This is a genomic window from Rhizobium sp. BK176, assembly GCF_024808055.1.
In genome coordinates, this window is sequence record NZ_JANUBV010000007.1 from 28,829 (window position 1) to 40,630 (window position 11,802).

The 11,802-nt window shown below is 58.0% G+C and carries 12 protein-coding genes and 1 pseudogene; 8 read left to right on the forward strand and 5 right to left on the reverse strand.

Annotation, left to right across the window (positions count from 1 at the left end; translation table 11 throughout):
• Positions 1-258 precede the first annotated feature (258 nt).
• The 7 genes from FHT76_RS21035 (at position 259) to FHT76_RS21065 (ending at position 6,903) form a co-directional block, all read left to right on the forward strand.
• Positions 259-438 carry a hypothetical protein gene (locus tag FHT76_RS21035; protein ID WP_259185809.1) on the forward strand — a complete coding sequence of 60 codons (180 nt, stop codon included), beginning with the start codon at positions 259-261 and terminating at the stop codon, positions 436-438.
• Positions 435-857 carry a hypothetical protein gene (locus tag FHT76_RS21040; protein ID WP_259185810.1) on the forward strand — a complete coding sequence of 141 codons (423 nt, stop codon included), beginning with the start codon at positions 435-437 and terminating at the stop codon, positions 855-857. Before FHT76_RS21035 ends, FHT76_RS21040 begins: the two co-directional genes overlap by 4 nt.
• A complete protein-coding gene (locus FHT76_RS21045) occupies positions 854-1,279 on the forward strand; it encodes a hypothetical protein (protein WP_259185811.1) in 426 nt (141 codons plus the stop codon). The genes FHT76_RS21040 and FHT76_RS21045 overlap by 4 nt, the downstream gene beginning before the upstream one ends.
• 454 nt (positions 1,280-1,733) lie before the next feature.
• On the forward strand, positions 1,734-2,738 hold the full coding sequence (locus tag FHT76_RS21050; protein WP_259185812.1) for a hypothetical protein: 1,005 nt from the start codon (positions 1,734-1,736) through the stop codon (positions 2,736-2,738).
• 21 nt (positions 2,739-2,759) lie between these two features.
• A complete protein-coding gene (locus tag FHT76_RS21055; RefSeq protein ID WP_259185814.1) occupies positions 2,760-3,185 on the forward strand; it encodes a hypothetical protein in 426 nt (141 codons plus the stop codon).
• Between the two features lie 558 nt (positions 3,186-3,743).
• A complete protein-coding gene (locus tag FHT76_RS21060; RefSeq protein WP_259185815.1) occupies positions 3,744-5,477 on the forward strand; it encodes an ATP-dependent endonuclease in 1,734 nt (577 codons plus the stop codon).
• Entirely contained in the window at positions 5,470-6,903 is a 1,434-nt protein-coding gene (locus FHT76_RS21065) for an ATP-dependent helicase (RefSeq protein ID WP_259185816.1), read from the forward strand. Before FHT76_RS21060 ends, FHT76_RS21065 begins: the two co-directional genes overlap by 8 nt.
• Before the next feature lie 37 nt (positions 6,904-6,940).
• Here the strand turns inward: FHT76_RS21065 and FHT76_RS21070 are convergent.
• The 3 genes and pseudogenes from FHT76_RS21070 to FHT76_RS21080 form a co-directional block, all read right to left on the reverse strand.
• Positions 6,941-7,285: pseudogene (locus FHT76_RS21070) on the reverse strand (DUF429 domain-containing protein); the annotation flags it as partial.
• An 86-nt stretch (positions 7,286-7,371) separates the two neighbouring features.
• A complete protein-coding gene (locus FHT76_RS21075; RefSeq protein WP_259185817.1) occupies positions 7,372-9,219 on the reverse strand; it encodes a hypothetical protein in 1,848 nt (615 codons plus the stop codon).
• A gap of 8 nt (positions 9,220-9,227) precedes the next feature.
• Positions 9,228-9,449, reverse strand: a complete 222-nt coding sequence (locus FHT76_RS21080; protein ID WP_259185818.1) for a hypothetical protein — start codon at positions 9,447-9,449, stop codon at positions 9,228-9,230.
• A 326-nt stretch (positions 9,450-9,775) separates the two neighbouring features.
• On the opposite strand from FHT76_RS21080, the gene FHT76_RS41410 reads away from it, so the two are divergent.
• The gene (locus FHT76_RS41410; protein ID WP_405049507.1) at positions 9,776-10,009 is read left to right on the forward strand and encodes a putative phage abortive infection protein; all 234 of its coding nucleotides are present in this window, start codon (positions 9,776-9,778) and stop codon (positions 10,007-10,009) included.
• 301 nt (positions 10,010-10,310) lie between these two features.
• On the opposite strand, the gene FHT76_RS21085 is transcribed toward FHT76_RS41410, so the two are convergent.
• Together FHT76_RS21085 and FHT76_RS21090 are read right to left on the reverse strand one after the other, a co-directional pair.
• Positions 10,311-11,459 (reverse strand): ImmA/IrrE family metallo-endopeptidase, encoded by a 1,149-nt coding sequence (locus tag FHT76_RS21085; protein ID WP_259185819.1) that lies wholly within the window; start codon positions 11,457-11,459, stop codon positions 10,311-10,313.
• Complete coding sequence (locus tag FHT76_RS21090; protein WP_259185820.1) at positions 11,456-11,746, reverse strand: hypothetical protein; 291 nt, start codon at positions 11,744-11,746, stop codon at positions 11,456-11,458. The genes FHT76_RS21085 and FHT76_RS21090 overlap by 4 nt, the downstream gene beginning before the upstream one ends.
• Positions 11,747-11,802: the final 56 nt, after the last annotated feature.

Sequence of the window (11,802 nt, forward strand, 5' to 3'; positions counted from 1 at the left end):
GGGCCGACCCAGATTAGCGAGATCGTTAAGGCGCTGCAGAAGAAATCGGTGATGGATGCCCTCACTAAAATGGTCGAGGAGGAGCCAGCTTGAACGGAAAAACATCATGGATTAATCCATGAATTCAGTGAGGATGAAATCCATAAGCCTCTGTTTAAAAATCATAATTTTCGATTGTTGTCGTAGCAAAGCATGTTGACGGAGGTGATGAAGGTCCGGTAGCTCTGGTGCATCTGATCAACCAAAGGAGGCAGTCAGATGTATCTCGTAGACATGCATACCATCGGCGATGAGCGCTACTTCATCGTGATCGACACGTTCCACCCCGAGCGCAATCGCGTTGAGAAAGTCAGCGACGAACGCTTCTCCGAGTTCCTGATGAAGGTTCTCGACACCGATGTCCCGGTATCTGAGATCGAGCAGGAGGTCGCAGCATGAAGCTGACTGTGAAAATCCAAGCATCGGAAGTGACCCGTCTCGTTGAGCTTTTCGCTCAGGGTGCAGCCGACCTCGTTGAGCACGTAACCTCTTCCTGTGGGCCGGATGACGAACTGCCTCGTGCACACATTTCGATGTGGGTAACGGAGACGGTCGAGGGACATGTGTACGCAAACATGTGGCTCGGCGATCCAGATGATCCCGCCGAGTGTGGCTTCATGCCTCCCAAAGACCAGATGTCAGTTGCCTACGCCGTTGCTGACACGGACGACTCGACCGCACGCGATGTCGTCCGCGCCCTTCGTTCACGCGAGTTTCGCACCGTCATCGCCGATCGCGACCTGGTTGGGACGTTGCTGGGACACGCTCGCTGTGCCGCGTTTCTGGCATCTGATCAAGCTAAGGAGATCGCAGCATGAGCACGACCGTAGAACAGCGCATGCCGCTCGTAGATCACGAGTTTCGCTTCCACCTCCCTAGCCCCGTCTGGACTGGCTGCGACGAGGAATGGGTCCATCAGATGACGCTCCAGTCGCGGGACTGGCTGAATTCGCAACCGCATGTCGTCGGCTCCGTAGCCTATGAGGAGGAGCTTTTCGCTTCCCTGTGGCGCGACCCGGACCGCTCTCTGGGTGACATCGTCTACATGATCATTGCGAGCAAGGCATACATCGACGCGCATCGCGATGAGCGCAAAGGGGCCATCGCGGTCACCCTCAGCGTCGGCGCGGGGAAGTCGTGCTACGATGTCGCCAAGAAACTTGAGGAGGCAGAGTTTCTTCACGACCTGCAGGAAGTGTTGGAGATCGTGCTGGCGCAGGGCCGCCTTCGCATCATCTAAGCCATCCCCATCAGAGAGGCCCCCGGAAACGGGGGCCTTCATTTTTCTTCGCCATCGTTCTCGAATCCTGCGAAGAGCCTGGACGCGCTCCCCGTCAGATACCTTCGAGACGAGAGCGAATGCCATCCAAACCTTCGACAACGCCGACACCTGACCAGCGCGCCTGCGTCCTGGGTCCGTTCGGGCGTTCGCCGGGACGCCGACATCCGTCGACGAAGCCACGCACTCCGGGCATAAGGCGATAGAGCCGAAAGGGAAAAGGCTGCCTCCGGTAGACAGCCCTTTTTATGTCGCGCCACACTCTGACCACGAACCCTCGTAGTCAATGAACTGCCTCCATGAGGCTTGCCTAAGGGAAATCTATCGGACGCGGGGTCCGGCTCCGCAATGATCATGATTGCCGCCGGCGGCAAATAAGGCAAGAAGTATAGCCGGGGATTCATGAGGGACGACGATGCTGAGATTTCTTGCGAGCGTGCTGGACCAGATGGATCTTGCGCTTGAGCATATCCAGAAGGGTAGCATTCACGATGCCCGGTTCGGCCTGATGTTGACGGACAACGTCGTCGAGCTGGTGCTGCATCGGATAGCGAAGGATCAACACGAGCGCCTGAAAGCCTATCGCCATCTCGCGGAGAAGTATCAGCATACGAAGGAGCTGGAAGAGGCCATGGGTCGCTCCTTCGAAGCTAAGCTGAGGTTCGCCCGGATTGAAGGACAGGTGACGGATGAGCAGTCCAGGACGATTGCGATCATGCACTTGTTCCGGAACGAGCTGTATCACCTCGGGGTCCAGTACGAGTCCATCGTGCAGGATCTCGCCCTCTTCTATTTTTCGACAGCATGCGGATTTCTTGCGGAGTTTAAGATCCGCGGCTTCAGCTACACGTGGGGCATCGAGCTTCCGGAGCGATCGCGGAAATACTTCACACGGCGCGGCGACTATTCCCCGGCCGGGATTGGCGATTTTCCGAAGGCCTGCAGAACGCTGGATGCGGCGTGTGGACACGATAAATCGAAGACGATCGGCGGCCTGGTTGATCACATGGAGGAGGTCATTCGCGACTGCGACACTTCTCTCGACACTATCGCGGATGGGATCTACGACAACCAGCGCATGACGAGAGACGAGGCGGCGGTGGAGTGCCAAGCGTGGCCTCTCGCCTTCACCCCGGAAGCTCGCGCATTCGCGAAAAAGAAGGGGTGGCATGGGAAGACGACGTTCGAGTTCGTCGAGTGGCTCCGACAGAATTATCCTCTGAAGTTCAAGAAGGATCCTATTCCGAGCTGGCGGCGGCAGGCGAAGCGGCTGCGCTCGAACGGGAACCCTCACAAGGCCCTCGAAACCTATCAGTCGTTTATGACTGTGACGCTGCCGATGAGGGATGCCTTGTGGGAAGCATCCATGCAAATCGAAGCCGAGATCGATCGCTTGATCGACGCGCGACACGGCAACTAGGAAAGATCAGGACCACTGAGCGTGAACATCTTGGAAAAACTATCTCGACTGCAGGCGGGCACGCTGGGCGAGCTGCTGACCGTGGCGAAGCTGAACACGCTTGGCCTTGCCGCATACATGAGTCCTGAGGGCGCACCCGGTCACGATGTTATGGTGGTCGTCGACGGTTGGCCTCGATCGGTAGAGGTGAAGACGCGGCAGTTCCTGAAGAGCGCGGCGACTGAGATCACACGCTGGCCGATGAACTTGGACACCAAGGGCGATGCTGATTTCTTCATATTCATCGAACTCGATCTGCGGACGATGGCACCGACGTTCTACGTCCTGACCAATGCGCAGGCGCGATCAACCTTCAGGGACTACAAGGGCGGCGGCAACTGCTACCCCGGCGAAGTCAGGAAGCTGATCCAGCCGAACGACTTTTCAGCTCTCCTTCCTGCTCCCTGAGGCCGTCATTTCTGAGTTCCGATAAGGAAGCTTATCAGCAGTCAGGCTGGCGCAAACTTCGTACGTGTGATTGGTAGCGAAGGCGGATTGAGTTCACAATAGGAGCAAAATGCTCGAAATTTCAGAGTCTTGTAAGCGGAAGCATGACGACACTCAAGGCATGCACGCCGCGGTCATTCGGACTGCATCAGCGGCGAACAAGGCAGATGCCGATGGCGAAGAGGGTCGTCTTCTGGCGGCCGGTAAGTCGGCTGGCTGAGGAAGACAAGTGATTTCCCATCTGCTCCGCGTCGGCGGAGAACAGGTTTGTTGGTCCCTGAAAAGACGCTTGATACGCAAGCGTCCGGGATGTCGGTGGCGACGATGATGTCCTTGAAGCTCATCACTCTATCTGAATACGCCCGTTGCTTTCAAGCTTTGCTAAGATTCAGATAATCGCCGGATATTCTTTGGGGAACACCCACTCTGCGTTGTGGGCGGAGACATGCCCTCGCTTGCCGAGCCCCGGGGCGCCATGAATTACTCTCTTCGAATGCTTGTGATTCCCGAGGCATATGAATGGCAACCATACGATTGGTCGAGATTGAGAACTTCCGCTGCATCAGGCACCTCCAATGGTATCCGACTCCGGGCATCAACTGCCTGATCGGACCGGGAGACAGTGGCAAGTCCACGATCCTTGATGCAATCGACCTCACTCTCGGTGCGCGAAGGACTGCTCAGTTCACCGACGCCGACTTCCACAACCTCGACATCAAAAAACCGATCCAAATCACACTCACCCTTGGAAACCTCGGGCCAGACTTGAAGTCCATCGAGACCTACGGAATGTATCTCCGTGGATACAACGTCGCGACGAAGAAGATCGAAGACGAACCTGGAAGCGGCCTGGAGACCGTGCTCTGCCTCAACCTCGTCGTCGAGGGTGATCTGGAACCGACCTGGTCGCTCATCTCCGATCGCGCGCGCGCCGCAGGTCAGACGCGCAACCTGTCATGGTCGGATCGCGAGAGGCTGGCACCCGTCCGGATTGGCGCTCTCTCGGACCATAATCTGTCCTGGAAGCGAGGCTCCGTCCTCAACCGCCTCTCGGACGAGACCGCCGATGCTTCGACCGCGCTCCTGGCGGCGGCTCGGGAAGCTAGGAAGTCCTTCGGCAAGGATGCCGACACAATGTTGGGCGACGCACTTAAGATCGTGACCGAGGTCGCGGGCAGCCTCGGCATAGATGTCGGCACAACGGCCAAAGCCGAACTCGAGGCACACTCCGTCTCAGTGACTGCAGGAACCATCTCTTTACATGACGAGAATGGCGTCCCACTCCGTCGGCTCGGGATAGGCTCGACGCGCCTCATGATATCGGGGCTCCAGCAGAGGAAAGCTGCCGAGACCGCAATCCTGCTTGTCGACGAACTCGAGCACGGGCTTGAGCCTCATCGCATCGTACGTTTCCTCGACAACCTAGGCGCCAAGCAGAAGGAGTCGTCTTTGCAGGTGTTCCTCACCAGCCATTCCCCCGTGGCCGTCCGGGAGCTTGCAGTGGAGCAGATCTCGATCGTGCGACGGGTCGGAAATCGGCACGAAGTAAGGTGGGTGGGCGATCATCCCGACCTTCAGGGAACAATCCGCCTCTACCCGGAAGCTTTTCTCGCCCATTCCATCCTAGTCTGTGAAGGAGCAAGTGAGGTCGGCTTCGTTCGCGGCATGGACCAATTCCTCTCGGACAAGGGAGACGGCAAGTCGCTCTTCGCGGCCGGAACTGCGCTTGTCAGTGCCAACGGGTACACGAACATCATGTCGCGAGCAGAGGCGTTCCAAACGATGGGCTACCGAACGGCCACATTTCGCGACGACGACTATCAACCGCCAATAGCCGAGGAGACCAGCTTCGAGCTCGCCGGCAGATCCATCTTCAAATGGCGCAAGGGCCATAAGCTTGAAGTTGAGCTGTTCGTGACGCTGCCGGCCGATGCGGTCGGCGCGCTCCTTGACCGTGCCCTTGAGGATCGTTCGGAAGGCGAGGTGGATTCTCAGCTCAAGAGCCATTCGACGAACGCAGTGACGCTTGCGCGGGTGCGAGACGAATTGGCCAGGGGAGTTCTGTCGACGGAAGCACGGCTGGCGTTGGGAAATGCCGCCGGTGGTAATAAGGACAACAAGAAGGCTTGGTTCAAATCCGTTGGGGAAATGGAGGAGGTCGCCCGCGATTTAGTGATGCCGTCGGTCAGAGAAACGGACAAGGAGTTCATATCCGTCCTCGTCTCTCTGAGGAAATGGTGCCTGAATGGCTGAGGGAGAAATCGATCTTCTGGCTATCCGACGAGGATCGGTAACGGCTCCGGCCGGGTGCGGAAAGACCCAGCTCATTGCGGATTCCCTCATCAGGTACATGGACAGGAAGCCGATCCTGATCCTCACTCACACCAACGCGGGCGTGTCGGTTCTGCGGTCGCGGCTGGAGCGGGCGGGAGTTCCGACCCGTTCGTATCGATTAGCGACGCTCGACGGTTGGGCGCTTCGAACTCTCAACACTTTTCCGGCCCGCTCGGGCATTGATATCAGCCATCTCGCTCTGAATGACCCACGCAGCGACTATCCCGCGATCAAGCAGGCCGCCGCGGCGCTCTTCGAGGGAAAGCATCTCGATGACATCATAGATGCGAGCTACAGCCGCGTGATCGTCGACGAGTACCAGGACTGCGGCCATGAACAGCATCGCATGGTCAGCCATCTCTCGACCGTAATTCCAACCGTCGTCCTGGGCGATCCGATGCAGGAGATCTTCAGTTGGCAGGGCCCGCATCCGCATTGGGACCATGATGTCTGCTCGACATTCTCTTCGGCGGGAGAACTGGCGAAGCCATGGCGCTGGATCCGAGCGGGCGCGCAGGCTTTCGGCGAGTGGCTTCTCGAAGCCCGCGCGATCCTTGTCGCTGGTGGCCGGATCGATCTTCGAACAGCGCCGCCTGAGGTCGAATGGGTCGAACTGGACGGCAGCGACGATGAAACCCGTCAACGCAAGGCCTGCAACGTCCGCCCTCCAAACCCCGACGGCAAGGTTCTCATAATGGCGGCGGGCATGAACCGGGCACTCCAGCGCAGAGTAGCAAAGCAAACCCCGGGGGCAGTCACGGTCGAGGCCGTGGATCTCACCGATGTCATCACGTTCGCAGGAAATCTCGATCTCGATCAGCCGGGCGATCTGGACACCGTTCTGGAGTTCGCTTCCGAAGTGACGACGAACGTGGACAAGGGCGGCCTGCGTTCGCGGATCGCGATCATAGAGCGCGGATCCTCTCGGAAGGATGCCACCGCCGTCGAACTGGCAGCCCTCGACTACAAGGCGGACGGTTCTGCCAAAAACCTCCTCAGCCTGTTCCTCGCCCTTGAGAACAATCAAGGTGCAAGAACCTTCCGTCCCGAAATCCTTGGCGCATGCGTGCAGGCGCTTCGATCCTGTACTCCCGGAACCCCTGATGCGTTCCTCAACGCGGCAGTGCGGATCCGCGAGCAAAGCAGGATGATCGGAAGGCGCGTCCCGAGAAGAGCCGTCGGCAGTCCGCTCCTCCTGAAGGGGCTCGAAGCAGATGTTGCCGTCATCCTGGATGCCGAGCAGTTCGACAGCAACCGAACCCGGAACACGAAGAACCTGTATGTCGCACTCACAAGAGGATCACGGAAGCTGGTTGTCTGCTCCTCGAGCCCGATGGTTGCATAGCAGTTGGATCAGGGTTGCCGCCCAACGTGCGGCATTGCTAGGTCAATGAAGAAACGGGAACCCAGATTGCTGAGGTTTCATCACAGTACGGCCTCGCCCTTCCGGTCAACGCGCAGGCTCCGACCCATGCGCAGACTACGGCATCAAGTGCATCCTCGAAGGCCTTTGACTCGTACCCTCGCGCATCCATAGGCGGCAACGTCAGCGCATCCTTCACACCGCTGATTTCGACATCTAGCAGCGCCACGATATCGCTCCAGGTCCGCAGCAGGTTCGCTCGTCGAGCAACAGGGTCTGCGTCTGGCCAATACTTCCTGATCTTTGACTGCTTGTACGGCAACCTACGATCTGCAGCCGCAAGTTCGATGAGCGCAGGATGTGGATAGACACCAGTAGATTTGAACCTGCCCGATCACGGTCGCGAGATCATTCAACGAGGGCTGAGTAGCTTCGATATCCATGCGAGCCTCAGACGGCCTCGACTTCTTCAACGGCCAGTCCCCTTATCTTAAGTTCGGAACCAATCCATTTCCGCGCGGTCATCATGCTCTGACGATAGTCGTCGGCAGCGAGCGAGAGAGACTCCGGCGAGGTGGCACGATCGAGGTCCTCGAGCGACCAACCATCGACCAGCCGCTTGCTGATTGCGAAGCACGTCGCCTTTCCAACTCTAAAGGCCATTGAACGTTGTGCCGCCCGTAGAATTATGCTTCGCAGTTCCTCGGCCTCCATCTGGCCGGCAAAGAGTACTTCGAGCTCCCCAGCCATGCGCTCAACTGCGGAATAGAGGCCGTTGATGAACAGAGTCTGCGCGTCCTTGTAGTAGCGTCCTGCTCGTCCCTTCATCTGCTTCTCATCGATCTCGGTTGGATCGTCCAGGATCTCGATGGTGGGCGCTCTTTCGAGTGCCTGGGCCTCCTTGGAAAGCCTCGCTCCCTCGGGTGCCTTGCGAATCTTCTTTTCCGTTGCCCGCTGCCCCCCATGCTTTTCGCCGCGAAGAAACCTATCCTCTTCGTCATCCATGGATTCGACGGGCGCCGAGCGTGCTTCATCGAGACCGAGATCGCTGTCGTCGGTGCGATCTGAAGCTTTCAAGGATTTGACGTATGTGGTCGTCGGAAGTCTGAACTCATCGAGAAGTTTCTGAAGATCCTTCTGAAGATCGTCGAGGTTTTCGTCACGCGGGGGGTGCGCTTCCCGGATCACATCCTTCGCCCACTCGGGCATGAGCTCACGCACCCTGCCCGCGTAGTCATCCGTCGAGATGGAGTTTCGCTCCTCAACAGTCATGAGGGCGTCGCGGTACTGGTTGGGTAGCGCATCGTCATCAGGAAGATAGATCTCGACAGTCAAAACCGTCGAGCCGAACGGGATACCGTAGTTGGGCGCTACCGCGGACCATTTCTTACCAGTTCGAATGTCATAGCGTTCTCCCTTGTGCACGAGAGCGCAGAACGTCGTCGAGGACGTCGAAGGATTATTCAACGCGCTGATGGAATGGCTGTAACTTTGGTGCTTGGGATCGTGGATGTATTGGATACTGATCCCGGTTTCGGGGCACGCGACGATTTCCGCATTCGGAAGCGCTGGAACAACCTCCTGTAAGGTCTTGAGAGTCCTGGTCCTTCCGGTCTCGTCCTTGCCGCCACCTTTCGTCATCGATACGTCGAGCATCACTTTCACGCCCGGACGAAACTCTGCGAAACGTCTGAAGATCTGAGTTGCGACATAACTCCGGTCGACCCGGATGCCCCTCCCGATGGGTTCCGAGACCGTATCATGGTCATCGTCCTCGCCCATGAGAACTACTTCGGTCCAGTCGGAAGACAGGTCTACGGAGTGACGCAAGGTATAGCCCACGTCAAAAATAGACTCTTGCCTTCCCTCAATGTCGTAGGCAAACCGAACGAAGGTCTCAGCTTCATCGTCGTAGCCTATCGTGACCTCGTGAAGGAGGCCGTTCTTGCACGACCTATAGCGTATCCCGGCCGGAGAGACCGTGAGGCCGGAGACCTTCGCCCCGATCCCGAAGTTTCCCTTCAGTGACATCTGCTTGTTGATCGAAGCCGAAATGTTTGTCGCGGTCCGGAGCTCGGTCGCGTCCATGCCCGGTCCGGTATTCCAGAATGTAAGCTTTCGGACGCCGTCGATGAGCGTTGGATAGATCCGTACGAAACGCCGCCCTTCCGGAGCGAGCGAGGCGCTCTCCTGCGCATTCATGAAGAATTCGCGGACAACGGTGTGGCGAGGAGCCTGCCCGATCATCCTGTTGATCAGGAACCTGTCGTCTTCAATCGTCAGGCGTTCGTAGCTCATGAGGGATCCTAGAGTTTGAAGTGATCCTTCTCGGACGGTCCAGAGGTGCCGAATTTCCGCTCGAGGTCCGATGCGGCATCGCGTAGCGCCTTGACGATCTTTTTCACGTCAGCGTCATCGAAATCGTACGCCCGACGGTTGGAAAGATTGCCAATCTTTCGGATGGCGTCGAGTGCAGATTGTGTCCTGCCCTCCGCCAGCTTTACGAATTTCTCTCGCTTGCTGTCCATTCGTATCTCGCGATTTCGCTTCTACGCAAGATTGTTCGCTGAGCGCGGAATTGTCAACAATTCGGCTCTTATATTTTTGTGAACTTCGCCGTGATATTCTGGAAGAATTTCAAGCTACCCGGTATGAGCCGTGGATGTCGTCGTGTTTGCAAACCACGGTGCGGCACCTGCATAAGAATACCGCCCGCTGCGTAAGGGGAAATGATGTCGTCGGCCCCTCGATGCCTATCTCCGATACGGCTCGTCCTACACCTGCTCCATCCAGTCGACGACCTTCTGATGAAGATGTTCCTGAACGGCGATGCGGCTCATGGCGGTCGTGACGCATCAAAGGTGCACTCTATCGGAAACGGGTACATGTCCGTTACGAGAGCACGTTCGGCCCATATTTCCGGCTGCTTTACACTATTCTTTGGCGGCTTCGGGACGACAAGAAACTCACACCGGAAGAAAAGAGACGGTACGGCAACCTCCTGCGCGGCCACTTGACGTCCTTCGAGGTGGCAATGGCCGGGCTAAATGGATTGATGCCGCGGGCCAAGGACTTCGATGCCTGCTAACCGAGTTCAGGCTTCTCAAGTACTACCCAAATGGGGCAGTTCGGCGTGCCTTGATGGCCGTCTATCCGCCCGAGGCATTTCAAGGCAGAGCAGACAGGACACGCGATGTCATGCTCGAAGAATACCCGCTCGACGAGAGCTAGCGACAGTCCGCTGATAGCCCCGCCGGCCGGTCCGTCCACTTCCGCGAAACCGGAAAAAATCTACTTCGAATGTTTGTTAGGCGATCCCGGTCACATCCGGGTAAGCGAACATAACCGCATCATCGATCGCACGTTCGCCTCGAAGGACAACCGTACCCTCAGTGCCCGTTGAAATGCTTCTTCACCTCGCCCCGCCCAAGGAGGCGCGCGAACTTGCGGTAGTCGCCACGCTCGAAACGCCAACGCCCCGCCGCGACCGAGACGTCGACGCCTGCGGCATTTGCGATCGCCATCAGCTCGGCGCCGCCCATGTTTCCCTTTGCTCGACTCGACCATATGTTCGACGGGATGAGAGCGTCGCGTGCGAACTCGTCAGCCTGCGCCTCGATCCCGTCCGAGCTAGTAACGTCCAGGTCGTCGAGTATCACGGGCAGATCACTATTAAGGTGAAGCACGACATGCGCGAATTCATGCAAAATAGTAAACCAGAAATTGTCCAGGCGATCGTGGCGAATAGTGATTGCGATCACTGGGACCCCGTCGGCGCGGCGCATCGCTGCACCGTCAAGGTATGTCCCCGGCAGGTGCTCCAGGACGACCAGGACAACGCCGATGCTCGTGAGATATTCGACCAGTTTCTGCGGCCAGTCGGATAGGCGGCTGATCTGCGCAAGTGCCCTAGCCGACCGTTCGCCGTCATGTGTCGCGCCGGTGGGTACCCGCGCTGCCTCGGCCTTGATCATGACCGCGGCACACCATGCCTCTAGCGCGCCGAAATCGGTCTTGGCGTTCGTCCTGTCCGTTCTCGTCTTTCTGAGCATCGCCACATTGGGAACAGTCGATCTGGCTCTGGACATGAACGCCTCGATCGTCTCCTTGGCCGTCATGACGCCGAGCTTCCTCAGCTTGTCGACCGCGGCGGCGGATGGGGCTCGGCCACCCGGCGGTTCGTGCTTTATCCCACCGACGAGCAGCTCGATCGGTATCCGCAGATGGGTGTGAAGGGCGCGGATCTGGTCGACGGTAGGCTGGCGCTGCCCGCTTAAGACCTCCGACACGCGCGACTTGGCGCCGAGATAAGGCTCGAGGTCGCGAGGCTTCAGGCCCAACTGCGCCATTCGAAATTTGATCGCTTCCGCCGGCGAGACGGTGGAAAACTGATGAACCGAGCGCTCCCACTTCTCGATGAGGGTCTGCAGCACATCCAGCTCGTCGATCGCGGACTGGGTCGTCGAAGTGATGAGTTCGGCCGCTCTCCGGAGAGCGGCCTCGTAATCCTGTTCAGTGCGAATTGGTCGAATTCTCATGCAGCCCTCCCTTTCACTGCATGACGGGGCTCGGCCTGGATCATCCTGCCTGCATAGTCGATCAGCATCATCCCGGTGACGAAGTTGACGGTAACGTCAACAAGGTTGTCGGCGTCAAGGAAAATCCGCAGCTTCGAATCGTCCGTGACGGCTCCCGGATAGGATTCCAGAAACTCCTCCTTCGAGGTCCAGGTACCGTCAGCCAGTTCGGCATGCAGCACTGCTGCCGCAGCGGCGAGTCCTTGATCGCCGTGCTTCTTCAGGTCGCAGAGTCTACCGATTCCCATGAGTCGCATCTCGAAATGACATAGCCCCGATCATCTGTGGATAAAATGGTTACCAA